Origin of the sequence: Paraburkholderia sp. J69-1, from assembly GCF_905220255.1 — a bacterium.
GTDB lineage: Bacteria > Pseudomonadota > Gammaproteobacteria > Burkholderiales > Burkholderiaceae > Paraburkholderia.
In genome coordinates this window covers 444682-470380 of the sequence record NZ_CAJMZG010000001.1, presented here as the reverse complement: position 1 = coordinate 470380, position 25699 = coordinate 444682, and the positions used below count along the sequence as shown (strand labels likewise).

The 25699-nt window shown below is 66.8% G+C and carries 24 protein-coding genes and 1 other RNA gene; 14 read left to right on the top strand and 11 right to left on the bottom strand.

What is annotated here, in order from left to right:
- Positions 1-48: 48 nt before the first annotated feature.
- Together U5A67_RS02160 and U5A67_RS02155 are read right to left on the bottom strand one after the other, a co-directional pair.
- Positions 49-4566 carry a translocation/assembly module TamB domain-containing protein gene (locus U5A67_RS02160; RefSeq protein WP_415767612.1) on the bottom strand — a complete coding sequence of 1506 codons (4518 nt, stop codon included), beginning with the start codon at positions 4564-4566 and terminating at the stop codon, positions 49-51.
- Between the two features lie 58 nt (positions 4567-4624).
- A complete protein-coding gene (locus tag U5A67_RS02155; protein WP_415767685.1) occupies positions 4625-6430 on the bottom strand; it encodes an autotransporter assembly complex protein TamA in 1806 nt (601 codons plus the stop codon).
- 469 nt (positions 6431-6899) lie between these two features.
- Between U5A67_RS02155 and U5A67_RS02150 the strand changes: the two genes are divergently transcribed.
- The 4 genes from U5A67_RS02150 to panD all read left to right on the top strand — a co-directional run bounded on the left by U5A67_RS02150 (position 6900) and on the right by panD (position 9618).
- Positions 6900-7085, top strand: a complete 186-nt coding sequence (locus U5A67_RS02150) for a DUF3460 family protein (RefSeq protein WP_167062554.1) — start codon at positions 6900-6902, stop codon at positions 7083-7085.
- A 32-nt stretch (positions 7086-7117) separates the two neighbouring features.
- Complete coding sequence (locus U5A67_RS02145) at positions 7118-7996, top strand: segregation and condensation protein A (RefSeq protein ID WP_415767684.1); 879 nt, start codon at positions 7118-7120, stop codon at positions 7994-7996.
- Between the two features lie 301 nt (positions 7997-8297).
- Positions 8298-9140, top strand: a complete 843-nt coding sequence (panC, locus tag U5A67_RS02140; RefSeq protein ID WP_321814345.1) for a pantoate--beta-alanine ligase — start codon at positions 8298-8300, stop codon at positions 9138-9140.
- 91 nt (positions 9141-9231) lie between these two features.
- Positions 9232-9618, top strand: coding sequence for an aspartate 1-decarboxylase (gene panD, locus U5A67_RS02135; protein WP_103701684.1), 387 nt, complete (start codon positions 9232-9234; stop codon positions 9616-9618).
- 61 nt (positions 9619-9679) lie between these two features.
- On the opposite strand, the gene U5A67_RS02130 is transcribed toward panD, so the two are convergent.
- Complete coding sequence (locus U5A67_RS02130) at positions 9680-10306, bottom strand: ParA family protein (RefSeq protein WP_205981164.1); 627 nt, start codon at positions 10304-10306, stop codon at positions 9680-9682.
- A 319-nt stretch (positions 10307-10625) separates the two neighbouring features.
- Here U5A67_RS02130 and U5A67_RS02125 point away from each other — a divergent pair, with 319 nt between their 5' ends.
- Positions 10626-11045 carry a PaaI family thioesterase gene (locus tag U5A67_RS02125; RefSeq protein ID WP_205981165.1) on the top strand — a complete coding sequence of 140 codons (420 nt, stop codon included), beginning with the start codon at positions 10626-10628 and terminating at the stop codon, positions 11043-11045.
- 18 nt (positions 11046-11063) lie between these two features.
- On the opposite strand, the gene U5A67_RS02120 is transcribed toward U5A67_RS02125, so the two are convergent.
- Positions 11064-12584: a cobyric acid synthase gene (locus U5A67_RS02120; RefSeq protein ID WP_321814344.1), complete on the bottom strand. Its 1521-nt coding sequence runs from the start codon at positions 12582-12584 to the stop codon at positions 11064-11066.
- A gap of 139 nt (positions 12585-12723) precedes the next feature.
- Here U5A67_RS02120 and cobU point away from each other — a divergent pair, with 139 nt between their 5' ends.
- The 4 genes from cobU to U5A67_RS02100 are packed head-to-tail and all read left to right on the top strand — an operon-like array spanning position 12724 to position 16133.
- On the top strand, positions 12724-13299 hold the full coding sequence (cobU, locus tag U5A67_RS02115) for a bifunctional adenosylcobinamide kinase/adenosylcobinamide-phosphate guanylyltransferase (RefSeq protein ID WP_205981479.1): 576 nt from the start codon (positions 12724-12726) through the stop codon (positions 13297-13299).
- The gene (cbiB, locus tag U5A67_RS02110) at positions 13293-14228 is read left to right on the top strand and encodes an adenosylcobinamide-phosphate synthase CbiB (RefSeq protein WP_321814343.1); all 936 of its coding nucleotides are present in this window, start codon (positions 13293-13295) and stop codon (positions 14226-14228) included. The genes cobU and cbiB overlap by 7 nt, the downstream gene beginning before the upstream one ends.
- Positions 14221-15246: a threonine-phosphate decarboxylase CobD gene (cobD, locus tag U5A67_RS02105; RefSeq protein ID WP_321814342.1), complete on the top strand. Its 1026-nt coding sequence runs from the start codon at positions 14221-14223 to the stop codon at positions 15244-15246. Before cbiB ends, cobD begins: the two co-directional genes overlap by 8 nt.
- On the top strand, positions 15243-16133 hold the full coding sequence (locus U5A67_RS02100) for a cobalamin-binding protein (protein WP_321814341.1): 891 nt from the start codon (positions 15243-15245) through the stop codon (positions 16131-16133). The genes cobD and U5A67_RS02100 overlap by 4 nt, the downstream gene beginning before the upstream one ends.
- 30 nt (positions 16134-16163) lie before the next feature.
- Here the strand turns inward: U5A67_RS02100 and cobC are convergent, their stop codons facing one another.
- From cobC to U5A67_RS02075, 5 genes are all read right to left on the bottom strand, one after another.
- The gene (gene cobC, locus U5A67_RS02095) at positions 16164-16775 is read right to left on the bottom strand and encodes an alpha-ribazole phosphatase family protein (RefSeq protein WP_321814340.1); all 612 of its coding nucleotides are present in this window, start codon (positions 16773-16775) and stop codon (positions 16164-16166) included.
- A complete protein-coding gene (locus tag U5A67_RS02090; protein WP_321814438.1) occupies positions 16760-17527 on the bottom strand; it encodes an adenosylcobinamide-GDP ribazoletransferase in 768 nt (255 codons plus the stop codon). Before U5A67_RS02090 ends, cobC begins: the two co-directional genes overlap by 16 nt.
- 26 nt (positions 17528-17553) lie before the next feature.
- Entirely contained in the window at positions 17554-18624 is a 1071-nt protein-coding gene (cobT, locus tag U5A67_RS02085) for a nicotinate-nucleotide--dimethylbenzimidazole phosphoribosyltransferase (RefSeq protein ID WP_205981171.1), read from the bottom strand.
- Between the two features lie 79 nt (positions 18625-18703).
- Positions 18704-19504 (bottom strand): ABC transporter ATP-binding protein, encoded by an 801-nt coding sequence (locus tag U5A67_RS02080; RefSeq protein WP_321814339.1) that lies wholly within the window; start codon positions 19502-19504, stop codon positions 18704-18706.
- Entirely contained in the window at positions 19501-20613 is a 1113-nt protein-coding gene (locus U5A67_RS02075; RefSeq protein ID WP_415767606.1) for a FecCD family ABC transporter permease, read from the bottom strand. Before U5A67_RS02075 ends, U5A67_RS02080 begins: the two co-directional genes overlap by 4 nt.
- A 426-nt stretch (positions 20614-21039) precedes the next feature.
- Here U5A67_RS02075 and U5A67_RS02070 point away from each other — a divergent pair, with 426 nt between their 5' ends.
- The 5 genes from U5A67_RS02070 to U5A67_RS02050 all read left to right on the top strand — a co-directional run bounded on the left by U5A67_RS02070 (position 21040) and on the right by U5A67_RS02050 (position 23508).
- The gene (locus U5A67_RS02070) at positions 21040-21390 is read left to right on the top strand and encodes an ATPase (protein ID WP_205981174.1); all 351 of its coding nucleotides are present in this window, start codon (positions 21040-21042) and stop codon (positions 21388-21390) included.
- Positions 21387-21701: a cell division protein ZapA gene (locus U5A67_RS02065; RefSeq protein ID WP_205981175.1), complete on the top strand. Its 315-nt coding sequence runs from the start codon at positions 21387-21389 to the stop codon at positions 21699-21701. The genes U5A67_RS02070 and U5A67_RS02065 overlap by 4 nt, the downstream gene beginning before the upstream one ends.
- 124 nt (positions 21702-21825) lie before the next feature.
- Positions 21826-22006: non-coding RNA, 6S RNA (gene ssrS, locus U5A67_RS02060), on the top strand.
- An 83-nt stretch (positions 22007-22089) separates the two neighbouring features.
- Complete coding sequence (locus U5A67_RS02055; RefSeq protein ID WP_205981176.1) at positions 22090-22548, top strand: EVE domain-containing protein; 459 nt, start codon at positions 22090-22092, stop codon at positions 22546-22548.
- Positions 22549-22779: 231 nt separating this feature from the next.
- Positions 22780-23508, top strand: a complete 729-nt coding sequence (locus tag U5A67_RS02050) for an SIMPL domain-containing protein (RefSeq protein WP_205981177.1) — start codon at positions 22780-22782, stop codon at positions 23506-23508.
- Positions 23509-23594: 86 nt separating this feature from the next.
- Here U5A67_RS02050 and lgt read toward each other — a convergent pair whose 3' ends face one another.
- Together lgt and U5A67_RS02040 are read right to left on the bottom strand one after the other, a co-directional pair.
- A complete protein-coding gene (gene lgt / locus U5A67_RS02045) occupies positions 23595-24506 on the bottom strand; it encodes a prolipoprotein diacylglyceryl transferase (RefSeq protein ID WP_205981178.1) in 912 nt (303 codons plus the stop codon).
- Positions 24507-24645: 139 nt separating this feature from the next.
- Positions 24646-25593, bottom strand: a complete 948-nt coding sequence (locus U5A67_RS02040; protein WP_321814338.1) for a LysR family transcriptional regulator — start codon at positions 25591-25593, stop codon at positions 24646-24648.
- Positions 25594-25699: the final 106 nt, after the last annotated feature.

Here is a 25699-nt window from a genome sequence, read left to right as displayed (position 1 = left end):
AAGCACACCCTCGGGTGTGCTTTTTTTTCGCCTGCGTTCCGCCGCGCGCTACCAGCGAATCCGGTCGAAGCGCCGCGTATATTGAATGTCCGCGCCGTAGAAGGTGCCGCCGTAAGCCGTCACCGACCAGTAGCGCGTCAGGTTCAACGTCGCCTTGATCGCGTTCGACGCCGATTGCAGCCCCTGCTCGTAGCCGAGCACGAGCCATTCGTTGATCGCCTTGGCGAGCATCACCACCTGCGGATCGGTCAGGCCCACTTCGCTGCGGCCGATCGAGAATTCGTCGAGCCCCACCTCCTGCGCAATGCGCTTGCCGCTCGCACTGCCGAGCAGCGCCAGCGCCGTCGTCATCGCGCTTTGCTGGCCGACGTTATTGCCCTGATCCGTGCCGTGACCGAACAGCAGCCACGAGAGCTTTTCGTTATCGGGCACGTTCGGCTCGGAGATCAGCTTGGCCACCGGCGCCTGCACCGTGCCGGTCACCTGCACGCCCGCTTCCACCTGCTGGTTGCGGCGCATCGCGAGGATATTGATGCCCGGGTTCGCCACCGGCCCGTTGAAGGTGAAGAAGCCGTTTTCGATGTTGAGCTTGCGGCCGAACGCCGTGTACGTGGAACCCTCGGTTACGCGCACATTGCCCACCGCGCGCAACGGCACATCGGGCGCGCTCATCGCCGTGATGGTGCCGGCCAGACCGAGATCGGCGCCCATGCCGTGGAAGCGGAAACTGCGGCCCAGATTGATGTCGATATTGGCGCGCGGCGCGAAACGCGGCGCGGGCTTGTCCGACGCTTCCTGCGCCTGCACGGCGGGCGGCGGCGTGCCGCCGCGCGTGGTGCCGTCCGGGCGCACAATCACGACGTCGTCGCCCAGTTCCGGCGCGGCCGACTCGGGCATGTCGAACAGCGCGCGATCGACGGTGAACTTGCCGTCGATCTGCATGCCGCCCAGATGCCCGCCGTTCGCGATGCTCGCACTGCCCGAGAGCGACAAATGGCGATCGGGCGCGGCGAACAGTTCGAGCTTGTCGGCGACGATGCTCGCGGTGAGATCGGGTTCGGCGTTATCGAGACGCACGCGCCCGGTCGCGCGCAGCGTGCCGTCGCCGCCGTGGAACTCCACTTGCTGGAAATCGACCAGATTCTTCGACAGCATCACGCGCACCACGCCGTCCTTCAACTGGATGCCCTGATCGACGAGCGTGGCCGAAAGCCCGTCGCCGATCAGCGAACCCGACACGTTCGGCTTCGCGACCGTGCCGCCCAGCGCAAGCTGCAACGCGATATGACCGTCGAGCAGATAACTCGGCCCGAGCAGCCCGCCCGTGGTCTTGAGCGAAGGAATATTGGCCTTGATCGTGCCGCCGAGCGGCGCTTCGTCGCCGAGCGCGAGCATGCCGTCGCGCGGCGTGAGCGCCGTATTCGCGTCGATGTCGAGCACGCCCACGCGGCTCGCCTGCGCGTGCGCCGTGAGATTCAGGTGATTGCCGCCGCTGAATGCCGCGCGCGCACTCAGATCGCCGATACCGACCGAGGCGAGCCCACGGCCGATTTCGGCGGTGATATCGCCCGAGCGGCGCTTGATCTGGATATATCCGCTTGCGCTCGGGCCGACCGAGAAGTCCCAATCGCCGTCGAACACGAGATCGGTTTTCAGGCTCGATGGCTGGCCCGTGAGCTGCTGCTGGAACTGCATGATGCGCGCAAGCGACACGGTCGTGAGCGAACCCGCCGAGCGGATGCGGCCGTGATCGAGATCGAAGGATTTGAGGTCGAGCGTCGCGCCCAACGCGGTCAGACGTGTGGCGCCGAGCGTCACCTTGCCCGGCCCGGCGCTGATCGTGAGCGGCGACTTCAGATCGATATCAGGCGCGCCGCGGTTCTGCAACTGCGTGACGGTGCCGTCCCAGCGCGTGCCTTCGCGCGTATCGGAGAGCTTGCCGTTGGCGGCGACCTGCACGTCGATCGGCTGGCCTTGCACCTTGCCCTTCGCGCTCGCAGTCAGCTGGTGTTTCGCGCGCGTGCCGGTGAGACGCGCGGTGAGCGTCGAGATTTCCGCGCCGCCGGCGGCGATGCCGCTCGCGTCCGCGCTGAAGGCGAGCGCGCCGTTCGCGCCGTCGTGCAGTTCGGCGTGACCTTCGGCGTGACCGAGGCGGTTATCGCCGAACGCGACGTGATCGGCCTTGTAGTCGAGCGACACGTCGGGATGCGCGAAGGTGCCGGTCAGATCGCCGTTCGCCGCTACCTGCCCCGCCACGCCGAAACCCAGATGGTCGAGTTGCGGCGCATCGATCTTGAAGCGCAGACGATCGCCGCGCGCACCGAAACTGCCTTGCAGATCGACGGTATTGCCGGCCACCGACAGATTCGCGCGGCTGGGCAGGATGCGCGTGCCGGCCAGCTGGATCAGCCCTTGCCCGGTGAGCGGCAGATTGTCGTAGACGCTCGGGCCGAGCTTGAATTCGGCCTTGGTGGTGAGTTCGGGCGCGAGCGTGCCGCTGGCGGTGAGCGTGCCGGTGATGCGCGCTTCGATACGGCGCGCGGGTGCTTTTGCGGGCGTCTTTGCGGGTGCTTTTGCAGCGGGTTTGCGCGCGGGCTTTGCTGTCGCCTGTGTTGCAGGTTGCGATGCGGACGGCTGCGTCTGCACCGTATTGCGCGCGACGTTCTGAGCGGCGGCCTGCTCGCTCGATTGCGCCGGATTCAGCGCGGGATTCGCGGCAGGATTCAGCGCCAGGCTGCGCTTGGGATCGAGCGCGTTCTTTTCGGCGTTGCGCTGCGCTTCGGTGCGCGCGCCAGGCTGCTGCGCGGGACTCGGCGGCGTATGTTCCGGGCCTTTGCCCGGCGCCTGCGACAGCAGCGAGAGCGGATCGAAATCGGTCAGCGAAGCCTTGAGCGTGTAGCTGGAATGCGCGTCGTGCTTGAGCGCGCCCGACAGGTCGATGCGGCCCGTGCCCGAACTCACGCGCACGTCGTTGAACGAGATGCGCGCCGGGTCCAGCGTCACCTTGCCCTGCGCGCGCAGCGCGGCCTTCGGATCGGCGAGATCGAGCGTGAGGCTCTGCACATCGTCGGCCAGACGCACGGTGATCGGGCCAGCCAGCTGCGTGGGGCGCACGCTCGCCTGGATCGCGTTGAGATCGAGATTCGCCACCTTGAGATCGAAGCGGCCATTGCGCCCGCTGATCGCGCCGCCGCCCGTTACCGTCGCGTTCTTCACGAGCCGCACGTTGAGGTTCGAGAGCCGTTGCGTGTGGGCGTCGAGCACGACATCGGTGCGCGCGTCGATCAGCGGCAGCAGTTGCGCGTCGATCGCGCCGGGCTTCGCGTTGACGATCGACACGCTGCCCGCGACCGTGAAGCCTGCGGCATTGGGATTGTCGTGCGCGGTGGACGACGACGGTGCGCTGGCCGCGCTCGCGGCGGATGCACCCGGCGCGAGTTGATCCGCGCGAGCGCCGGCGGAAGCGCCACGCGCCTTCGCCGCCGAAACCGCCGAAACCGCCGATGCCGCCGACGCAGCCGATCCACGCGGCTCCGGCACGAACGGCTTGACGCCGTGTTGCGCAGGCTGCAGATCCGCCCGCACCGCGAGATCGGCGAATGGCGCACCCGGCGAAAATGCCTGCGGATTGACGTGATCGAACGCCAGCGTCGCGCGCTTGAGCGGCACGGCCGCGAACGGCGCGGCCTCCAGATGTGCGCGGCCGGTGAGCTTCATGCCGCTCGCCGTCACATCCGCGCCCAGCGCTTCGAGCGAACCGTCGAGGTTCGCGTTCACCTGCACGTCTTCGTTATTGACCTTGCCCGCGTAACCGAGCGTGCCGGCGAGCGCGAACGGCTGCACGCCGTCGAGCTTCGCTTCGGCGCTGACCGCGCCAAACGGCGTATCGAGCTGCTCGACGGCGGCTTCGTGATGGCGGCCATCGCTGCTGCCATGGAAAGCGAAATGCGAGAACTCGGTGGCGCTCGCGCCCTGATGCAGCGTGAGCTTCGCCACCTGCACATCGCGGATATCGAGCGCCATCGGCAGGCGCAAATCCTTGGGCAGCGACATCGGCGTAGTCGACGTTTCGCCCGACGGCACGATGCGCAGATCGATATCGCCGATGTGCAGATAACTCAGCACGAAGCGCCACGGGCGATTCTTGTTGATCTCCAGCTTCCATTCGCCGCTGGCGCGATCGACCGTGGCGGTCGTGCCGTCGGCGCCATGCCAACTGACGTTGCGCAGCCGCACGCCCGTGGCGAGCGTGCCGCCGTCGAGCGTGCCCGCCAGTTGCCCGCCCAGCACCTTGACCGCTGCGCGCCAGGCCCATGCGGTGCCGCGCTCGGTCGTGAGTGCGCCGTAAAGCGCACCCGCCAGCAGCGCGACGATCAGCAGCAGCACCACGAACAGCCACGCGAAATCCTTCAGCAGCTTGCGGCCGCGCCGCTTCGGCGCGGGCGGTTGCGCGTCGGGCGCGGCGCCGTTTTCGGCAGGCGCGTCGGACGCCGCGCCTTCGCCCGGCGGCATTGCGAACAGCGTCGCCGCCCACACGCACCGGCGCAGCCCTTCACGCGCGCTCATGCCGCCTCCCTGACAGTGGGCGCCCGCATGCAGCGTGGGAAAGTGGCGTAGGTCGTCATCAGAAAGCGATTCCCAGCGTCAGATAGGGCCGCACTCTGCGTTCGCGAAAGCCATAGGCCAGATCGAGGTTGACCGGGCCGACAGGGCTGCGCCAGCGCGCGCCCAGGCCCGCGCCCGGATAGAAGACTTTTTCGCCCCAGGTATCGGTGGCGGTGCCCACATCGAAGAAGGCCGCGCCGCCCCAGTCGTGGCTGAACCAGTGCTGATATTCCGCCGATCCCGTCACCAGGTACTTGGCCGGCAGGATCGAGCCATCGACATCGTTACCGATGCTCTGGAAACCGTAGCCGCGCACCAAGTTCGAACCGCCCGCGCGGAACAGCAGCGAAGCGGGCACGTCGGACGAACTGCTCGACGTGAATACGCCGCCCAGTTCCGCGCGGAACAGCACGATGTCGCTGTGGCCGATCGGCAGATATTGCTGGCCGCGCATATAGCCGCGCACGAAGGTGGCGTCGGACGCCGCGCCCTTCACGGCGAAGCCCGCTTCCACGCGAATCAGGTTGCCCGAGCGCGGGAACAGTTGATCGTCCACGTTACGGCGCGTCCACGACCACGACGGCACCAGCGCGCGGCTCGTGGTCGGCCCGGCGGCGTTCTGCGTGAGCCGGTCCTGGTAGTAGAGCAGCGAGTACGCGTAGTCGATGTTCTGCGAGGTGCGCGTGCGCTGCACGCCCATGCGCAGGCTGTAGATGTTGGTGTCGGAGACGTCCGTGGTCGTGTAGGACACGAGCGCGCTATTGGTCCACGCGCGCGGCCCCGGCGGCATCGAAAGCTGGATCTGCCCGTACTGCTGGATCTGATCGAGACGCCCGGAGACCTGGAACGGCCACGCCGCGCCGAAGGTATCGAGATACGTGTACGAGCCCTGCACGTGCGCGCCGGTATCGGTCGAATAGCCCACACCGCCGCGGAAGTTGTTGTACGGATACTCGCTGACCTTCACGTGCACCGGCGTTTGCAGCGGCTTCTGCGGGTTATCGTCGACGTCGATCGCCACGCTCGCGTAATACGGCGTGTTCTGGACCTGGCGCTGCAGTTCGGTGACGCGGTTGACGTCGTAGATCTCGTCCGGCGAAAGCGGGTTCACATTGGAGACGATATTTTCCGGGTAGCGCCGCGGCCCGGAAATGTCGACCTGACCCATCGTGAAAGTCGGGCCGCTGTCGAAAGTCACGGAGAGTTTCGCGTCGTGCCGCTGCGGATCGACGCGCGCCTCCGAATGCGAGATCTTCGCGGCCAGATAGCGGCGCGATTGCAGCGCACGCAGCGCGGCGTTCTTGGCGCCGTCCCAGTCGGATTGCGTGAAGGCGTCGCCCTCGTGCAGCGAGAACGCGAAGCGCGTGGCGTTTTCCTGCGCGTGATCTTCGGTGAGCACAGGGCCGGTGAAGTTCAGACTGACCGAGGAAATCTTCGTGCGCGGGCCGGGATCGACCATCACGCGCACGATCCGGCGGCCGTTTTCGTCGGTATGGACGTCGGTGCGCACGACCGGCGTGAAATAGCCGTCGGTCGAGGCCAGATCGCGCACCTGCTGCGGCGTGGCCGTGACGAGGAATTCGAACTGGTCGTCGCTGACGTCTTCGCGTTTGGCGAAGCGCGCGATATCCAGATGCGCCTCGAGCAGTTTGCGCAGATCGCGCGGCGTGGCCTGAATATCGACGTCGTAGTAGGTTTTGGCGTGCGACCAGGGCAGCAGGTCGGTGAGCGCGGCGCAGGCGGGCGTCGCGCCGATCAGGCTCGCGCCCAGTCCGGCGACCAGCCACACAGACAGCCTGGCCGCCAGCCTGGCACCGGCGTGCACCGAAACGAAGGCGGAAATACCGGCGAGCAGGCGCGCGGCGTGGCCCGGCGGCGTCGCGAGGACATCGCGCCGGCAACGCTCGGGGCACGGCCGTGCGCGTGATGCTTCAATCACCCTTCCCGCCAAACAGGACCTCCGGCTGTTGTTTTCCGATGCGCGCGCCGCCCTGGCCGCGCTCCGCTTGCGGGCCGCACGGGCGCAAACGCGTTATTTCACCACAACAGCGCGTGAAAACCCCAGGATGCGGCGCAAACGTGTGCAACTCATTGCAACAGCGCACAACCGCCCTATGCGCGGCAAGGCGCGGATGTGGCCCCGCGCAAGGCCGTCGCGCGGGTTCGACGCATCGCCCGGGCGGATGTTCCGCTCGCATCGCTTGCTGTAAAATTGCGGCCAATCCGGAACACCGGAATCATCGGCGGCCGCCAGACACTGACAGGAAGGCCGCCTCACTCGACGGACGTCAGCCATGTATCAGTCGGACATCACCCAGTTTCTGAACCAGCTCAAAGAGCAAAAGCCGCAACTCGAAGAGCAGCAGCGCAAGGGCCGCTCGCTCCTGTGGGACAAGCAGCCGATCGACCTCGACGAGCGCGAGCGCCAGCAGGCTTCGCGCGTCAAGCAGACGTCCTACGTCTACTACCAGAACTTCTGATGGCCGAAGCCGACGGCGCCGAACGGCCTGACATGGCCAGCCTGCCCGTAGACGGGTCCACGGGAGCCTCGCCTCCCGCGCCCGTGCATGCGGATGCCAGCGCCACGGATTCGACGCCCGACACGGTCGACGGCGTTGCGTTCGCGCGCCTGTACGGCGAGCCGCTCTTCAAGCTTCCGCAAGATCTCTACATTCCGCCCGACGCGCTCGAGGTGTTTCTCGAAACGTTCGAAGGTCCGCTCGATCTGTTGCTGTACCTGATCCGCAAGCAGAACTTCAACGTGCTCGACATTCCGATGGCGGATGTGACCACGCAGTACCTCGGCTACGTCGAACAACTGCGCAAGACCAATCTCGAACTCGCCGCCGAATATCTGCTGATGGCGGCCATGCTGATCGAGATCAAGTCGCGCATGCTGCTGCCGGTCAAGAAGGCCGACACCGGCGAAGAAGCCGAAGACCCGCGCGCCGAACTCGTGCGCCGCCTGCTCGAATACGAGCAGATGAAGCTGGCCGCGCAGCGTCTGGACAAGCTGCCGCAACTGGGCCGCGACTTCCTGCGCGCCGAGGTCTATATCGAGCAGAGCATCACGCCGCGCTTTCCCGATGTGGACAGCAACGACCTGCGCGCCGCGTGGGCCGACGTCATCAAGCGCGCGAAGCTGGTGCAGCACCACAAGATTTCGCGCGAGGAACTGTCGGTGCGCGAGCATATGAGCGTGATCCTGCGCAAGCTGCAGGGCGCGCGCTTCATGGAATTTTCCGAGCTGTTCGATACGACGCGCGGCGTGCCCGTGGTCGTGGTCAACTTCATCGCCATGCTCGAACTCGCGCGCGAATCGCTGCTCGAAATCACCCAGGCCGAGCCGTTCGCGCCGATCTACGTGCGCCTCGCCTACCTGCCGGTCTGACGCCTGGTGCGGCGGCTTAAGACAGGCGCCCCAGCACTATTTCCGGCGCCCGAGCGCCATCCTGCCGTCACACTGAACGTCACGTGAAAGTAACTTGAAAGCATCGCGCGGCATCCCGCCCCATCACGCCGAGCCAGGATAATCCCGTATCCGAAGCGGCTGCGCAGCACGCTCAAATCCTCTACAATCGCCCGCGCCTGCCCCTGACCGGGCCCGGGCACGCCATCCGGCCGGCCGCCCTGCGGGCCCGCCGTGTGCTGCAACCCCGTCTTGCCCCGCGCGAGGCATAACGCATCCGATCATGAAAGTCATCAGCTCGATTCAGGAACTGCGCGACCAGTTGCGCGGCCAAAACCGCACCGCGTTCGTTCCGACCATGGGCAATCTGCACGAAGGTCACCTCTCGCTGATGCGCCTCGCGCGCCAGCACGGCGACCCGGTCGTCGCGAGCATCTTCGTCAACCGTCTGCAGTTCGGCCCGAACGAGGATTTCGACAAGTATCCGCGCACGCTCGAAGCCGATATCGAGAAGCTGCAGAAGGAAAACGTCTACGTGCTGTTCGCGCCGACCGAGCGTGACCTCTACCCGCAGCCGCAGGAATACCGCGTGCGCCCGCCGCACGATCTGGGCGATATCCTCGAAGGCGAGTTCCGTCCGGGCTTCTTCGAAGGCGTCTGCACGGTCGTCATGAAGCTGATGTCGTGCGTGCAGCCGCGCGTGGCCGTGTTCGGCAAAAAGGATTACCAGCAGCTGATGATCGTGCGCGCGATGTGCCAGCAGTTCGCGCTGCCGACCGAAGTGATCGCCGCCGAAACCGTGCGCGACCAGGACGGCCTCGCGCTGAGCTCGCGCAACCGTTATCTGTCGGATGCCGAGCGCGCCGAAGCGCCGCAACTGGCAGTCGCGCTGCAGGCGATCCGCGCCGCGGTGCTGGCCGGCCGCCGCGACTTCCCGCAACTCGAACTCGAAGCCATGGCGGCGCTCGCCGCGCGCGGCTGGAAGCCCGATTACATCGCCATCCGCAAGCGCTCGAACCTGCTGCCGCCGACGCCCGTCGTCGCGGCCGATGCGGAAGCGCCGCTCGTGGTGGTGGCCGCCGCCAAGCTCGGCGCCACGCGCCTGATCGACAATCTCGAGATCTGAGCGCGGTTTCCGGACCGCTCCCGCTCAAGCTCACGCCTTTACCGAATCTGCTGCGACGGGCCGCGCGCCCGTCCGCCCGAGGAGACATTCCATGCAACGCAACATGCTTAAGTCGAAGATCCATCGCGTGGCCGTCACGCACTGCGAGCTGCACTACGAAGGCTCGTGCGCGATCGACGAAAACCTGCTCGAAGCGGCGAATATCGTCGAAAACGAGCGCATCGACATCTGGAACATCAATAACGGCGAGCGTTTCTCGACCTACGCAATCAAGGGCGAGCGCGGCAGCGGCATGATTTCGCTGAACGGTTCGGCAGCGCGCCGCGCGCAACTGGGCGATCTGGTGATCATCGCCGCCTTCGCGAACGTCGATGAAGCCGAACTCAAGGCCGGCTGGAAGCCCGACCTCGTGTTCGTCGACGAAAACAACCGCATCAAGGGCAGCCGCGACCACGTGCCGACCCAGAACTGGACCTGAGCGTTCCAGTCGTCAAAACGGGAGCCCGATGGCTCCCGTTTTTCATTGCTCGCGTGGCGGCTTACTTCGCATTCACCCACGTGAGAATCGACTGCCACTGGTCGATGTCCTTCTCCACGCGGCTTTTCGCGACATCCCAGATCGTGAGCCCGTGCGCCGCCATCTGCACGTAATTCTGCGTATCGCGCAGATAACCGAGCACCGGCAGATCCAGCCCTTCCACGAAACGCTGCAACTGCTCGGCCGAACGCGTGCGCGCGTCCACCCGCATGCCGACCACGCCCACCTGGATCGCGCCCTTGCGCACCGCTTTTTCCTTCGCCAGCCGGTCGAGGAAGTCCTTGGTGGCGAGGATGTCGAACATCGACGGCTGCAGCGGCACGATCACCTTGTCCGCCAGCTCGACGATCGTGTTCAGGCGGTTGCCGTGCAGGCCCGCCGGCGTATCGATCACGGCATGCTCCAGCCCCTTGGGCGGCTTGGCCGGATGGTCCAGGTCGATCTGCCAGCTTTCGATGGCCGGCAGCGAGGCCGGGCGCAGGTCGAGCCAGGCGTGCGCCGACTGTTGCCGGTCGAGGTCGGCGAGCGCGACCCACTCGCCTTGCGCCGCGAAATAGCCGGCCAGATTGGTGGACAGCGTGCTCTTGCCGACGCCGCCCTTGGGGTTCGCCACCACAATCACCGTCATGAATGCTCCCGTCAGGATGGCTGGCGCGAAGCCAGCCGGTTTGCCGATTCTGTCTTTCCGTATGCGTCTCGCGCGCTGTGGCCGCTGGGGCCGCGCGCTGTTGTTGCGTATTGTGGTGTGCCCGTGCATGAAGCCTGAAGACGCGCCCCAGCGACCCATGCCGCCTGCGAAACCGGCCGATGCCGATCACGCAACCGTCCGATAATATCGGCAAATGCTGCGGGGTCGAAGCCCCCAAAAGGCTAACCCGGCGCCACCCGAGGCGCCAAAGCAGCGCGAAAAACCCTATTCAGCCCCATCCAACGGAGACTTTCGCCTCATGAGCACGCTGCGCACCGACGTCACCCTCGATTCCCTGCACGAACGCCAGCGCGGCCGCCTGCCCGAACTGATCGGCTTTCGCGCCGTTTCGATCGAACAGGGCATCCTGCGCGCGGAACTCGATATCCGCAGCGAACTGCTCGCGCCCAACGGCTTTCTGCACGCGGCCACCGTGATCTGTCTCGCCGATACGGCCTGCGGCTACGGCTGCTTCGCCCATCTGCCGGCCACGGCGAAGAATTTCACGACCATCGAACTCAAGAGCAACTTCCTCGGCACCGCGCGCGAAGGGCGTCTGAGCGTCGTCGCGACGGGCGTGCATCTGGGACGCAGCACGCAGATCTGGGACGCCACCGTGACCGGCCCGGACGGCAAAACCACCGCCCTGTTCCGTTGCACGCAGATGGTGCTGTACTGAAGCGACCTTAACGACGCCTCAGCCCATCGCCGCATACAGGCGCGGCAAGTCGAGGCTGGCCGCGAGCGTATCGGCCAGCCGTTCGAGCGACGCTTCGCGCAGCGCCGGATAGTCCACCTGCTGCGCCGTTGCGAGCCCCGCCCAGCGCAGCAGCGCGGCGCATGCCTCGGGCGTGTCGAACAGCCCGTGCACGTAGGTCGCGAGAATCTGTCCATCGGCCGATTGCGCGCCGTCCGCGAGCATTGCGTCCGCTTCGCTATCCACTTCGCCGTCCCGCGCCATCGCGCGCAGCGCGGGCACATCCAGCGCCGGGCCGCGCGTTACGCCCATATGGATTTCGTAGCCGCGCACCGGGGCCGCGCCGTCCAGCGCAAGTGTCGCCGACACGTTCTTGAGCGTCTTCTCGCGCGTGAGTTCCGTTTCGTAGTCGAGCCAGCCGAAGCCTTCCACCGCGCCCGGCTCGCCTTCCACGCCATGCGGATCGGCGATCGCGCGGCCCAGCATCTGCATGCCGCCGCAAATACCGATCACGCGGCCGCCATAGCGCAGATGCCGCTCCAGCGCCTTGTCCCAGCCCTGCGCGCGCAGCCACGCGAGATCGTCGCGCACGTTTTTCGAGCCCGGCAGGATCACCAGATCGGCGGGCGGCGGCGCGTTGCCCGCGCGCACATAGCTGAATTCGACCTGCGGATGCACGCGCAGCGCGTCGAAATCCGTGTGATTGCTGATGTGCGGCAGCGCCGGCACGACCACGCGCAGCGCCTCGCCGCCCGCCTGGGCGTGTGTGTGTGCGGCGCCCGGCAGCATGTCCTCGGCGTCGAGCGTCAAGCCGTGCAGATACGGCACCACGCCCAGCACCGGCTTGCCGGTCTGCGCCTCCAGCCAGTCGAGGCCGGGCTTGAGCAGCGTCGGATCGCCGCGAAACCGGTTGATGATGAAGCCCTTCACACGCGCGCGCTCGCTTTCCGATAAACACGCGAGCGTGCCGATCAGATGCGCGAACACGCCGCCGCGGTCGATATCGGCGACCAGCACGACCGGGCAATCGACGGCCTCGGCAAAGCCCATATTGGCGATGTCGTTGGCGCGCAGATTGATCTCGGCGGGACTGCCCGCGCCTTCCACGAACACGGTGTCGTAGCCCGCGCGCAGCCGCCCGTACGATTCGAGTACCGCTTCGCGCGCGAGCGGCTTGTAGCTCTGGTAGGCGCGCGCATTCAGATTCATGCGCGCCTTGCCGTGGATGATGACCTGCGAACCCAGATCGCTATTGGGCTTGAGCAGCACGGGGTTGAGGTCGGTATGCGCCTCGATGCCCGCGGCGATGGCCTGCAGCGCCTGGGCGCGGCCGATCTCGCCGCCATCGGCCGTCACCGCGCTGTTCAGCGCCATGTTCTGCGGCTTGAACGGCGCCACGCGCACGCCCGCGCGCCGCGCGAGGCGGCACAGACCGGCCACCAGCGTGCTTTTGCCGGCATCGGACGTGGTGCCCTGGATCATGAGCGTGCCGCGCGGCACGGAGGAATCGGAAGCAGACATGTTGGCGTAGTGCGTCGTTCAGGCGAACGCGCATTATCCCATCGCCCGTACGCGCACTACGGCTGCGCCCTGCAGCGCGCGGGGCTTCTTCTGACGTGGCGGCCACGAACTCGCGCAGTCCAGCCGCTACAATCACGCGATGATTTCGCGCGATCTCACCTTTATCGTCGGCGGCGCGCGCTCGGGTAAGAGCGCCTACGCCGAACGCCTCGCCGCCGACAGCGGCCTGCCCGTCACCTATCTCGCCACCGCGGCCGTGCCCGCGGGCGCGCATGCCGATGCCGAATTCGCCGGCCGGATCGGCCATCATCGGGCGCGGCGGCCCGCGCACTGGGGGCTCGTCGAAGAGTCGCTCGATCTGGCCGGCGCGCTGGACGCCACTGCCGCGCCTGGCCGCTGCGTGCTGATCGACTGCCTGACGCTCTGGCTCGCCAGCCTGCTCTGCCCGCCCGACTCCGAAAGCCCGCGCCCGGACTGGCGCGAGCGCATCGATGCCTTTGCCGCCGCCTGCGAGCGCGCACGCGGCACGGTGCTGGTGGTGAGCAACGAAATCGGCATGGGCGTCGTGCCGATGGGCGCGGCGACGCGTCTTTACGTCGATGAACTCGGCCGTTTGAACCAGCGCATCGCCGCGATTGCCGATCGTGCGACGCTCGTCGCCGCCGGCCTGCCGCTCGTGCTGAAAGCGCCAAACCCGGCGAGCGCCTCATGCTGAGCCTGCCCGTTACCGCCGCGCTCGCCGTGGCGGGCGTCGCCGTCGACCGCTGGCTCGGCGAGCCGCGCCGCGCCCATCCGCTGATCGCCTTCGGCACGCTGGCCTCGCGCATCGAAAAACGTCTGAACACGGGACGGCGCGGCCGTCCGCTCGGCCTGCTGGCATGGCTGCTGGCGGTTGCGCCGCCGGTCGCCGTCGCGGCCTTGTTCTGCGCCGCGCTGCCCTGGCCGCTCGCGTGGGCGCTGCACGTCGCGCTGCTGTGGTTCGCGCTGGGCGCGCGCAGTCTCGAAGAACATATCGCGCCGATTGCCCAGGCGCTCGCCGAACGCGATCTCGCCGCGGCGCGCTCGCTGACCGCGCGCATCGTCTCGCGCGACACCGCCAACGCCGACGCCACCGCGCTCTCGCGCGCGGCCTGCGAATCGGCGCTCGAAAACGGCAACGATGCGATCTTCGGCGCGCTGTTCTGGTTCGCGATTGCGGGCGGGCCAGGCGCGCTGGCGTTTCGCCTCGCCAATACGCTCGACGCGATGTGGGGCTACCGCACGCCGCGTTTCCTGCGCTTCGGCTGGGCGGCCGCGCGCATCGACGATGTGCTCAACTGGATTCCCGCGCGCCTCACGGCCACGAGTTACGCGCTGCTCGGCGATACGCGCGTGGCGCTGCGCTGCTGGCGCGAGCAGGCCCGCCGCTGGGAAAGCCCGAACGCCGGGCCGGTGATGGCCGCGGGCGCGGGCAGCCTGAACGTGCTGCTGGGCGGCGCGGCGGTTTATCACGGCGCGGTGGAGGAACGTCCGCCGCTCGGCGCCGGTTCGCCGCCGCGCGCGCAAGACGTGGAAGCCGCGCTGCGTCTGGTCGAACGCACGACGATCCTGTGGCTCGCCGCGCTCATCGCGATGGCTTTTGTGAGCGTGGCCACACATGTCTGACGCTCCCCGCATGGTCGCGCACGGCGGCAATCTGCACGAAGCCGCGCAACGTTTCGGCATTCCCTGGGAGTCGTGGATCGATCTGTCGACCGGCATCAATCCGCACGGCTATCCGGTGCCGCCCGTCCCGGCTTCGGCATGGCGGCGTCTGCCCGAGGACGGCGACGGTTTCGCAGCCTGCGCCGCACGCTATTACGGCGCGCCGGATGCGCAGCACGTCCTGCCCGTGGCCGGCAGCCAGGCGGCGATCCGCGCCCTGCCCGCGCTCCTGCCGCCCGCGCGCGTGGCCATCGCGCCGCTCACCTACGGCGAGTACGCGCCCGCTTTCGCGCAGGCCGGTCATACGGTCGTGCCGTTCGACATCGACGCGGCGCTTTTGCCCGCTGACGTGACGCACGCCGTCGTCGTCAATCCGAACAACCCGACCGCCACGCTCGTCGGCCGCGACACGCTGCTGCGCTGGCACGCGCAACTGGCGGCGCGCGGCGGCACGCTGATCGTCGACGAAGCGTTCGCCGATGCCTTCGCGCCCGCGCGCGCCGCATCGCTGGCGAATGACGTCGATCGTGCGGGGCTCGTCGTGTTGCGCTCGCCGGGCAAGTTCTTCGGCCTCGCGGGCGCGCGCTGCGGCTTCGCGCTCGCGCAGCCTGCGCTGCTGGCAGGCTTGCGCGCCCGGCTGGGCGCGTGGACCGTGAGCGGGCCTGCGCGCCACGCCGTCACGCACGCGTTTGAAGACGCCGGCTGGCAAACCGCGATGCGCGCGCAACTGGCCGCCGAAGGCGCGCGTCTCGCCGCTTTGCTGAAAGCACACGGTTTCACGCCGCACGCGACACCGCTCTACAGCTGGATTGCCGACGCGCGCGCCGCGCAGTGGCAGGAAGCGCTCGCCGCACGCGCGGTCTGGACGCGCCGCTTCGACACGCCCGCGAGTCTGCGCTTCGGCCTGCCGGCATCGGAAGACGAATGGCAGCGCTTCGAAATCGCGCTTGCGCAAGCCGCAAAGGGACTCGGCCGATGATGCGCCGCCAGCTTACCGTTTGCGCCGCTGCGTTCTCGCTCAACCTCGCGCATGCAGCGCCCGTGAGCGCCATCGACGATGAAGGCACGACCGTCACGCTCGCCGCGCCCGCCCAGCGCGTCGTCAGCCTCGCGCCGCATGTCACCGAACTGGTCTACGCGGCAGGCGGCGGTGCGAAACTGGTGGGCGCCGTGAGCTACAGCGATTACCCGCCGCAGGCGCAAAGCGTGCCGCGCGTGGGCGACAATCGCGCGCTCGACCTCGAACGCATCGCGGCGCTCAAACCCGATCTGATCGTCGTCTGGCGTCACGGCAACGCGCAGCAACAACTCGACCGTCTGCGCGAACTGCACATTCCGCTGTTCTTCAGCGAGCCGCATCATCTCGACGATGTCGCGACATCGCTCACGCGTCTGGGCACGCTGTTCGGCACCGAAAAAACCGCGCAGGACGCCGCCAGCGCCTATCGCGGCAAGATCGCGCAGTTGCGCGCGACCTACGCGCAGCGCGCACCCGTGAGCGTGTTCTACGAAGTCTGGGATCGTCCGTTGATGACGATGAACGGCGAATCGATGATCTCCGACGTGATCGCCTTATGCGGCGGGCGCAATGTATTCGCCGCGCTGCGCCCGCTCGTGCCGACGCTGTCGACCGAAGCCGTGCTCGCCGCGAACCCCGACGCGATCGTCACCGCATCGCAAGGCGCCACCGAGCCGGACCAGCCGCTGCCCGCGCTGCAAAGCTGGCGTGCGTGGCCGCAGTTGAAGGCGGTCGCGCGCGGCAACCTCTACGCCATCGACGGCGATCTGCTCACGCGTCCCGGCCCGCGCATCGCGCAAGGCGCGCAGCAACTCTGCGAAGACCTGCAACGCGCCCGCCCGAAATAATCTGCAATCCCGATTAATTGCCGATTTGACTCAGGCGTTCCAGCGCGCCAGCATCCATTCGCCGCTCGCGGATTCCCGCTTCAGCACCACGATCGCCGCCATCTCCAGCGGCCAGCGCACACAACGCTCCAGCGGCGCACCCAGCGCGCGTGCCGCAATCGTGCGGATCACGCCCGCATGCGCGACCGCCCATATCGTTGCGCGCGCATCGTGTTGATCCGCGTCGAGCGATGCGAACCACGCCGATACACGCGCATCGAATTGCGCCACGCTCTCGCCGCCATGATCGCGCGCATGCAGAAAATCGGCGGCCCACGCGTCGATCTGCGAGCGCTCGATGCCGTCCCAGCGCTGCCGTTCCCACGCGCCGAAATCCATCTCCGCGAGACGCGCGTCGTCGTGCGGCACGAGCGCGCCGTGCCCGTCGGCGAGTTGATGGGCAAGCTCGCGCGCCACGCTCGCGCAGCGCGTGAGCGGACTCGTTTCGATACGCGCGGGCGCACGCACGCCCAGCGCATTCAGGCGCGCCAGGATCGAGGCCGCGCCGCTGGCGGCATCGGCGGCGAGCGGCACATCGGAACTTCCGTAGCAGATGCCCGGCTCGATCGCCACGGCCGGATGGCGAATCAGAACGAGATCCATGCAAGCCCCGTCAGATAGATGGCGATTTCGAAAATCTGCTGCGCGAAGCCGAGGCAATCGCCCGTATAACCGCCGATGCGCCGCACGAAGTACCGCGCCAACGCGAAGCGCAGCGCGCCGAGCACGGCGAGCGTCGCCACGCCCGCGCGCCAGTCCGGCCATGCGGGCCAGACAAGCCAAGGCAAGCCGATCGCCGCCGCGAACGCAAGCGCGAGCACGCCCAAGCGCTGCGCAACCGGCTTGGCTTTGCCTTCGGGCCGCACGTAGTCGAGCGACGCCAGATAGCTGATCGCGAACACGCGGCTCGCGGCGTGACCGGCGATCATCAAGGTCGCCGCACGCAGCGGCGGCAGCGACGCGAGCGTTTGCCACTTCAGCGCCAGCGCCACCACCAGCCCGATCGCGCCAAACGCACCGATGCGCGAATCGTGCATGATGCGCAGCACGTCTTCCTTCCTGTACGCGCCGCCAAAGGCATCGAGACAATCGGCGAGACCGTCTTCGTGAAACGCGCCCGTCACCAGCAAGGTCGCGGCCATCGACAGCAGCACCGCCACGCCCGCCGGAAAAACACGCAGCGCGCCCAGATAAACCAGCGCCGCCAGCGCGCCGATCAACAAACCGACCAGCGGAAAATACCGCGCCGCCGCGTTCAGCCAGGCCGGCTCGAAACCGACCCAGCGCGGCACCGGCACACGCGTGAAATAGCCGAGCGCCGTGAAGAAATAGCGCACCTCCATGAGCGGATTCATGGCGCGGGCCGGTTTATCGAAGTCGCTCAATGCCCACGCTCGCTGCGATCATCGACGCCTGCCGACTCGAAGCTCGCCATCTCGTTGAGGAACGCCACGGCCGCACGCAACAGCGGCACCGCCAGCGCCGCGCCGGTGCCTTCGCCCAGACGCAGATCGAGCGAGAGCAGTTCGCGCGCGCCGAAATGATCGAGCATGCGCCGATGCCCCGCTTCGTTCGACGCGTGCGCGAACACGCAGTAATCGCGCACGTGCGGCGAAAGCGCATCGGCGACCACGAGCGCCGACGACGCGATAAAGCCATCGACGAGAATCGCCATGCGCTGACGCGCCGCTTCGAGGTACGCGCCCGCCATCATCGCGATTTCGAAGCCGCCGAAGGTGGCCAGCACGTCGAGCGGTTCGCGCACGTTCGCGTGATGCGCGAGCGCCGCCGCCAGCACGTTGCGCTTCTTCGCGAGGCCCGCGTTGTCGAGACCCGTGCCGCGCCCGACGCATTCGTCGATCGGCACGTTGCACAGACGGCTCATCAAACAGGCCGCCGACGAGGTATTCGCGATGCCCATCTCGCCGAAGCCAATCACGTTCGTGCCGAGCGACGCGTGATGGCGCACGCGCGCCGCGCCCGCTGCGAGCGCGGCGATGGCCTGCTCGCGCGTCATCGCCGCTTCGGTGGCGAAGTTGCGCGTGCCTTGTGCGATCGGCACGGCAATCAGCTTCGCGGTATCGACGGGCGGCAGCGGCGTGGCCACGCCGGCATCGACGATTTCGAGTTCGATGCCGCCTACGCCGCTGAACGCGTTGATCGCCGCGCCGCCCGCGAGGAAGTTCGCGACCATCTGTGCGGTGACGGCCTGCGGATATGGGCTCACGCCTTCGTGCGCGATACCGTGATCGCCCGCGAACACGATCATCGCCGGACGCGTGATGCGCGGGCTGGTCGTGCGCTGGATCATGCCGAGCTGGCGTGCGAGCGCTTCGAGACGGCCGAGACTGCCGGGCGGTTTGGTCTTGGTATCGATGAGATGTTGCAGCGTGTCGCGCAGCGAGGTGTCGAGCGGTTCGACGGCGATCAGATCGGAAAGCGTGGTGGTCATGGCGTTCTTTGCTTACTGTGTTTTCGATGCGTTTTCTGTGTGTGTTGCTTGCGCGAAGGCGTTCTAGCTGTCGTGCGTGTCATCCGTTTGTGCGAGCGCCGGCCGGCACGAGCGCTTCGTGCGGGCCGTCGCGAATCAGCGCGAGCGGATGACCGAACGCTTCGCTCGCGCGCGCTGCCGTGAGCACGTCGCGCACTGGGCCCGCGTAACAGCCGCCGCGGCCATCGAGCAGCAAGGCGTGCGTGGCGTAGCGGCGCGCGAGATTGAGATCGTGACACGACAGCAGCACGGTACGCGCTGCGTCGCGCACCCATCGGCGTAAAGCTTCGAGGCAGGCGATCTGGTGATGCAGATCGAGGTGCGCGAGCGGTTCGTCGAGCAGCAGCAGCGGCGCCTGCTGACACAGTGCCGCCGCCAGCGCCACGCGCTGACGCTCGCCGCCCGAAAGCGACAGCACATCGCGCGCGGCGAAGTCTTCGAGATCCAGTTGCGCAAGCGCCGTGTGCGCGGCAATGCGATCGTCTTCGCTTTCCCAGCCCCAGCCCGCGAGATGCGGATAGCGGTTGAGCAGCACGATATCGAGCACGCTCGCGCTGAAGGCATCGCGCACGTCTTGCGGCATCAGCGCGCGGCGTTGCGCGAGATGCGTGGGCTTCCAGTCGCGCAGCGCGATGCCATCGACTTCGACATGGCCCGCAGCGGGCGCGCGCAAACCGGCAAGCGTGGCGATCAAGGTGGTTTTGCCCGCGCCGTTCGCGCCCGCGATGCACCAGATTTCGCCTGCGTTGAAGGACTGCGTGAGTGTATCGACGAGCGTGCGGGCGCCGACGCGCAACGTCAGCGCGCGCGTGGCGAGCAAGGGATTCGCCTGCGTGCTCATGACCCGCGCCTGCGCAGCAGCATCCACAAGAACACCGGCACGCCCGCGAGCGCGGTCACGACGCCGACGGGCAATTGCGTCGGCGCGGCCACGGTACGCGCGGCGAGATCGGCGGCCATTACGGCGAAGCCGCCCGCGAGCGCGGCTGCGGGCACGAGCATGCGCTGATCGTTACCGAACGCGAGCCGCACCATATGCGGCACGACCAGCCCGACGAAGCCGATGGTGCCGCCCGTCGTCACCGCTGCAGCGGCGGCAAGCGAAGCCGCGAGATACACGCCCACGCGCAGACGCAGCACCGGCACGCCCAGCGCCTGCGCCGCGGCGTCGCCGCGCAGCAGCACGTTCAAACGCGGCGCAACGCTCACGCCGAACACCAGCACGACGGCGAGCGCGAGCCACGCGGGCCACGCCGCGCCAATGCCGTCGAGGTCTCCCGTGAGCCAGAACAGCATGCCGCGCAAACGCGCATCGGGTGCGAGCGTCAGCAACAGCGTGATCAGCGCGCCCCACCCCGCCGCCGTCACCGCGCCCGTGAGCAGCAGACGCGGCGAGCTGTCCTGCGGTTCGCCCCGCCAGAGTTCGCGGCGCGCGAGACCCAGCACGAGCAGGATCGAGATAAACGCGCCCGCACAGGCGCTCGCCTGCACGGCCCACCAGGCGAGGCCGCCGATCATCGCCATCAGCGCGAATGCGGCCGCGCCGCCCGATACGCCCAGCACATACGGTTCGGCGAGCGGATTGCGCAAGAGCACCTGTAATAGCGCGCCGGCGAGCGCGAGCAAAGCTCCGCATGCGAAACCGCCGAGCGCACGCGGCAGGCGCAGTGTGCGCACGATGTCGCTCGCCATGTCGTGGATTCCCGCGTTGGGCCAGAGCGCGTGCAGCGCCTGCCCGAATGTGACCGGCACGCTGCCGATCACGAGCGACGCGAAAAACACCGCACACGCTGCGAGCGACAGCGCAAACCAGATCGACACGGCGCGGCGCGCGTGCATCGCCGGGCGCACCGAAGCGCGCGTCGACACGCCGGGCGTCGCTACGCCGGGCGTCGGGCGTGGCGGCGGCGCTTGTGCGTGGCGCGGTTCGTCGGGGCTTACGGTTCGCATCGTTGAAAGTGAAATCCGGCAGGTCGCAAAACAGGTGCCGCTATTGTCCTTTTTTTTCGCTGGAGAGACGAAAAGACCGCAAAACATGGGGACAAACGTGCTTGCGCAGCTTCTCAGTCTCGTTGCGCGGCACCATCTTTGCCCCTGTTTTCGTGTCGCCTGCGTGACCCGGCCCGGTGGGCGCGGGCACGTGCAGCAACGCGCGATTGCGAGCGTCAACACCGCGTCATTATTGCGCTGCACGCGCTGGCCAGCGCGTAAAAACGTCTCTTTAAAACGCCTCGAAGCACATCGGGCGAGTCAGCATTACCGGGCCGAAACTGCAAGATACTGGCAAGAAGTAGGGTTGTTACGTCTGGAAACGTCGCGGATGTCGGAATACGCGGCAATCCGCGCTAGAATGCCTGTCTTTAGAGGACGCAGCACATGCTCAACGAACTCGAAACACTCTCACAAAACATCGGGCGGCTGATCGAGATCAATCAGCGCCATCATGAAGCACGCGTGGCGCTCGAAGAGCAACTCGCACAATTGCACGCGCAATGCGAAGCGACGCGCGCCGAACTCGAACAGGTGCGTGAAGAACGCAACGCGCTGCAGGCCGAGCGCGATGGTCTCTCCGCCAAGATCGACGACGCGCAGGTTCGCCTCAACGCGATCCTCGAAAAGCTGCCGCGCGCTCGCGGCGGTGCAGACCGCGAGAACCAGCTCGATCTGCTCGAACCGCAGCAGGACGCCGCCGACGACAACGCCGCTCGCCACGGAGAAAATGCATGACGACCAAACAGATCGAAGCGACGATTCTCGGCCAGAGCTATCGCCTCGCCTGCTCGGCGGAAACCGAGGCGGCGCTGCTCGAAGCGGTCGCGCGCGTGGATGCGGAAATGTCGAAGATCCGCAATCACAGCACGGTGCGCGGTCAGGACCGTATCGCAGTCATGGCGGCGCTTTCGCTCGCCTCGGAACTGCTGCGTCTGCAGACCAGCGTGCGTCATGGGGAAGCATTCCCAGCCGAAGAAATCCGTCGTACAATGCGCCAAATGAACGATCAGCTTGGTGCAGTGATCCAGCAATACGGCGTACAGTAAGCACGAAACACGCACGGTGGTCGAAATACAGAATTCGATACACAGTGCTTAAAAGCTGCTGAAGAGTGCGTTAGAATGCAGTTCATCGGAGCGTACACAATACGTTTCGAAACAGGTTTTATCAGCTTCCCTGCCTGGTTCGCCAAGGTCATATATTCCTTGAACCAATGCCATGTGCACGGTTGCGGAAATTTGTAGCACGGGCGTGCGCGTCACTCGTCTGATGTACCCGAAGTGCTGCTAACTGCGACCAATTCTGAACCCTCGGTTCAGGATGCCGGCCTAGCGGCTAAGGCGGGGACCTATTCGAACGGCATCGGACATGTGTCCGGTGCCGTTTTTCATTGGTCCCCACTCTCCTCTCTCTTCCGACGTTCTTCTTCGACTCATGCGCTACTGGCTGATGAAGTCCGAACCCGACGAAGCAAGCATCGACGATCTCGCCAAGGCCCCGCAGCACACGCTGCCGTGGACGGGCGTGCGCAACTATCAGGCGCGCAACTTCATGCGCGACACCATGCAGATCGGCGACGGCGTGCTCTTCTATCATTCGAGTTGCCCGGAGCCTGGCATCGCGGGTCTCGCGCAAGTGTCGTCCACGCCTTACCCGGACCCCACGCAGTTCGATCCGAAAAGCCCTTACTACGACGCGAAATCGACGCAGGAAAACCCGCGCTGGATGCTCGTCGATGTCGTGTTCAAGAAGAAGTCGGCATTGATTGCGCTCGCGACGCTGCGCGAGCATGACGAACTCGCCGACATGCGCGTGCTCGCAAAAGGCAATCGGCTTTCGATCACGCCGGTCACCAAAAGCGAGTGGGACTTCATCACGAAGCGCCTGATGTAAAGCTTCAGGCGCACAGGCGCGGCAATCTGCAAAGATTGCAAAACGCCCTGCCCGCAGCGGGAACCGCGCCCGCTACCCAACGCTCCAAGAACACGCACGGCCGCACACAGCACAGACACGCAGCCGACACACCGCCGCGAACTTGCGCACAATCATGCGCTCGCGCGGCGCACATTCGTGTCGATGCCGAAGTGCCGGCCGCTCGCGATATCCGTTCTGCAAGGAGCCAAAATGAAGAGAACAACCGCCGTCACGCTCGCTGCCGCTTTCGCCGCTGCTGTCCCGCTGGCCATGACGCTCGCACCGCGCGCCGCGTATGCGCAAAGCGATGCGCGCTATCAACCTTCGGGCGTGCTCTCGCTGTCCTCGCAGGCGAGCGCCGAGGTGCCGCAGGACGTCGTCACCATCACGCTGTTCTACGAGCAGGAAGCGAATGATCCGGCCACGCTCACCAGCACGCTCAATCAACGTGCCGATACGGCCTTGCAAAAGGCCAAGGGCGTCGCGGGCGTGACCGCGCGTTCGGGCCAGTTCTCGATCTATCCGTCGACCGATCGCGACGGCCGCATTTCCGCCTGGCGCGGACGCACGGAAGTCGTGCTCGAATCGCATGATTTCGCGGCGGCGTCGAAACTCGCAGGCGATATCTCGTCGGTGATGCAGGTGGGCAACGTGCAGTTCTCGCTCTCGCCGGAAGCGCAACGTGCCGCCGAACAGAAACTCTCGACCCAGGCGATCGCATCGTTTCGCGACCAGGCATCGGCGGCAGCGCGCGCGTTCGGCTACAGCAGCTATTCGATTCGCGACGTGAACGTGGGCCACAACGGCGTCGCGCCGCGTCCGATGATGATGATGAGCGCACGCGCCGCCAGCGCCGACGCGAAGATGGCGCCCATGCCGCTCGAAGGCGGCACATCGACGGTGACGGTGAACGTTTCGGGTTCGGTGCAAATGAAGTAAAACGTACGCACCATAGAAAAAGCCACGGCAAAAACCGTGGCTTTTTTATTGGGCGCGTGCGGCGCAAGCGAATTAACGAACGCGCATTAACTCTTCGCGCCCACCGCCTGCGAAGCCGGGTTGCGCTTCGCGCGGCGATACGCCCAGATCATCAGCAGCACGCCCACGATGATCATCGGCAGCGAGAGCCATTGGCCCATCGACAGACCGAGTGCGAGCAGACCGAGGAAGTCGTCGGGTTCACGCGCGAATTCCACCGTGAAACGCGCGAGACCATAGCCGATCAGGAACAGCGCCGAGATCGCGCCAACCGGACGCGGCTTGCGCGAGAACAGGATCAGCACGATGAAGAGCGCGATGCCTTCGAGCGCGATTTCATAGAGTTCGGACGGATGGCGCGGCAGCAGGTGATACTGCATGAACACTTCGTTCAAATGCCACTTCGCGGCCAGCGCCGGATGCGTTTGCAGCCACGCGGCGTCGTCGTTGGCCGCGCCCGGGAACAGCATCGCCCACGGCGAATCGGGCGAAGTCACACGGCCCCACAACTCGCCGTTGATGAAGTTGCCCAGACGCCCGGCGGCCAGACCCGTCGGCACCATCGGCGCGACGAAATCGGTGACCTGCAGCCACGTGCGCCCGCGTTGCCACGCGAACAGCACCATCGCGAAAGTCACGCCGAGAAAGCCGCCGTGGAACGACATGCCGCCTTCCCAGACCTTGAAGATGTCGAGCGGATGCGCGAAATACCAGCTTGCCTTGTAGAACAGCACATAGCCCAGACGGCCGCCGAGGATGGTGCCGAGCACGCCGTAGAACAGCATGTCGTCGATGTCTTTTGCGGTCCAGCCTTGCGCGGCCACGAAGGGCAGACGCAGGCGCAGGCGGCCGATCACGATCGCGAGAATGAAGCCGACGAGATACATCAGGCCGTACCAGCGCACGGCGAGCGGCCCCAGATGGATGGCGACAGGGTCGAAATTCGGGTGAATGAGCATCGTGGAAAGCGTTCTTGTCGGCGGTGAGCTGTGTAAGCGGATTGCAGGATGCGCCGCGGTTCGCGACGCCGAAGGCAGACATTATCGCCGACGCGAGGGGGCGCGAACCATTTTGCACATCTCGGGCGCTGCGCGAAGTTTAAGGGCCGGATATGAATCCCGCATGCGCGCGCACGATCTCGATAAAGGCCGCCAGCACCGGGCTCACTTCCGCCGCGCGCCACACGAGGCCGGTTTCGATCGTCGGTACGGTTTCGGCCAGCGGCCGGTAGACCACGCCTGTGCGCCGCAAATGGCGCAGCGACTGCGGCACGAGCGCCACGCCCATGCCCGCCGAAACGAGACTCACGATCGTCTGCATCTGGATCGCCTCCTGCCCGACGCGCGGCGCGAGACCGGCCGCGCCGTAACAATCCATGATGGTGTCGTAGAAGCCCGGCGCGAGATGGCGCGGGAACACCACCAGCGGCGCCTCGGCGAGCTCGCGCAGACTCACGGGCGTGTCGCACCAGCCATCGTCCGTGGCGCTGCCGGTGCGCGCCGCCAGCGCTGTGGGCATGGCGATCACCAGCGGCTCGCGCGCCACGCTCAGATACGTCAGATGCGCGGCATGGCGCGGCGGCACGGGCGCGATCACGAGCCCCGCGTCGATGCGGCCGGCCACCAGTTCCTCGACCTGCACGTCGCTCGTGGCCTCGGTCAGTTGCAGGCGCACGCGCGGATAGCCCGCGCCGAACTCGCGCAGCAGCGCGGGCAGCAAACCGTAGTCGGCGGTCGATACGAAGGCCAGCGCGAGCACGCCCGCCTCGCCGCGCGCGAGACTCTGCGCGAGCGGGCGCAACGCTTCGGCGGCGGCCAGCAGACGGCGCACTTCGGGCAGCAGATCGGCGCCCACGGCGGTCAGTTCGACCGAGCGGCGCGTGCGGGCGAACAGATCGACGCCCAGCGTCTCCTCCAGCGCCCGGATCGCCTGCGAGAGCGTCGGCTGTGTCATCGACAGACGCGCGGCGGCGCGGCCGAAGTGCTGCTCCTCGGCCACGGCGACGAAGTAGCGCAACTGGCGCAGGTCGGGAATCGATGTACTCATGGCGTTATTGATACTTTTTACGACTCAATAAGCCGCGAATAATATATTGGACATTGCGCTCGCGACACACCATTCTGTTTTGCACGAGCCGTGCGTATCGTCCAGG

Excerpts from the sequence above, each read along its gene's own strand:
- U5A67_RS02160 (WP_415767612.1), bottom strand. The coding sequence starts at position 4,566 with ATGAGCGCGCGTGAAGGGCTGCGCCGGTGCGTGTGGGCGGCGACGCTG.
- U5A67_RS02150 (WP_167062554.1), top strand. The coding sequence starts at position 6,900 with ATGTATCAGTCGGACATCACCCAGTTTCTGAACCAGCTCAAAGAGCAA.
- U5A67_RS02145 (WP_415767684.1), top strand. The coding sequence starts at position 7,118 with ATGGCCAGCCTGCCCGTAGACGGGTCCACGGGAGCCTCGCCTCCCGCG.
- panC (WP_321814345.1), top strand. The coding sequence starts at position 8,298 with ATGAAAGTCATCAGCTCGATTCAGGAACTGCGCGACCAGTTGCGCGGC.
- panD (WP_103701684.1), top strand. The coding sequence starts at position 9,232 with ATGCAACGCAACATGCTTAAGTCGAAGATCCATCGCGTGGCCGTCACG.
- U5A67_RS02130 (WP_205981164.1), bottom strand. The coding sequence starts at position 10,306 with ATGACGGTGATTGTGGTGGCGAACCCCAAGGGCGGCGTCGGCAAGAGC.
- U5A67_RS02125 (WP_205981165.1), top strand. The coding sequence starts at position 10,626 with ATGAGCACGCTGCGCACCGACGTCACCCTCGATTCCCTGCACGAACGC.
- U5A67_RS02120 (WP_321814344.1), bottom strand. The coding sequence starts at position 12,584 with ATGTCTGCTTCCGATTCCTCCGTGCCGCGCGGCACGCTCATGATCCAG.
- cobU (WP_205981479.1), top strand. The coding sequence starts at position 12,724 with ATGATTTCGCGCGATCTCACCTTTATCGTCGGCGGCGCGCGCTCGGGT.
- cbiB (WP_321814343.1), top strand. The coding sequence starts at position 13,293 with ATGCTGAGCCTGCCCGTTACCGCCGCGCTCGCCGTGGCGGGCGTCGCC.
- cobD (WP_321814342.1), top strand. The coding sequence starts at position 14,221 with ATGTCTGACGCTCCCCGCATGGTCGCGCACGGCGGCAATCTGCACGAA.
- U5A67_RS02100 (WP_321814341.1), top strand. The coding sequence starts at position 15,243 with ATGATGCGCCGCCAGCTTACCGTTTGCGCCGCTGCGTTCTCGCTCAAC.
- cobC (WP_321814340.1), bottom strand. The coding sequence starts at position 16,775 with ATGGATCTCGTTCTGATTCGCCATCCGGCCGTGGCGATCGAGCCGGGC.
- U5A67_RS02090 (WP_321814438.1), bottom strand. The coding sequence starts at position 17,527 with ATGAATCCGCTCATGGAGGTGCGCTATTTCTTCACGGCGCTCGGCTAT.
- cobT (WP_205981171.1), bottom strand. The coding sequence starts at position 18,624 with ATGACCACCACGCTTTCCGATCTGATCGCCGTCGAACCGCTCGACACC.
- U5A67_RS02080 (WP_321814339.1), bottom strand. The coding sequence starts at position 19,504 with ATGAGCACGCAGGCGAATCCCTTGCTCGCCACGCGCGCGCTGACGTTG.
- U5A67_RS02075 (WP_415767606.1), bottom strand. The coding sequence starts at position 20,613 with ATGCGAACCGTAAGCCCCGACGAACCGCGCCACGCACAAGCGCCGCCG.
- U5A67_RS02070 (WP_205981174.1), top strand. The coding sequence starts at position 21,040 with ATGCTCAACGAACTCGAAACACTCTCACAAAACATCGGGCGGCTGATC.
- U5A67_RS02065 (WP_205981175.1), top strand. The coding sequence starts at position 21,387 with ATGACGACCAAACAGATCGAAGCGACGATTCTCGGCCAGAGCTATCGC.
- U5A67_RS02055 (WP_205981176.1), top strand. The coding sequence starts at position 22,090 with ATGCGCTACTGGCTGATGAAGTCCGAACCCGACGAAGCAAGCATCGAC.
- U5A67_RS02050 (WP_205981177.1), top strand. The coding sequence starts at position 22,780 with ATGAAGAGAACAACCGCCGTCACGCTCGCTGCCGCTTTCGCCGCTGCT.
- lgt (WP_205981178.1), bottom strand. The coding sequence starts at position 24,506 with ATGCTCATTCACCCGAATTTCGACCCTGTCGCCATCCATCTGGGGCCG.
- U5A67_RS02040 (WP_321814338.1), bottom strand. The coding sequence starts at position 25,593 with ATGAGTACATCGATTCCCGACCTGCGCCAGTTGCGCTACTTCGTCGCC.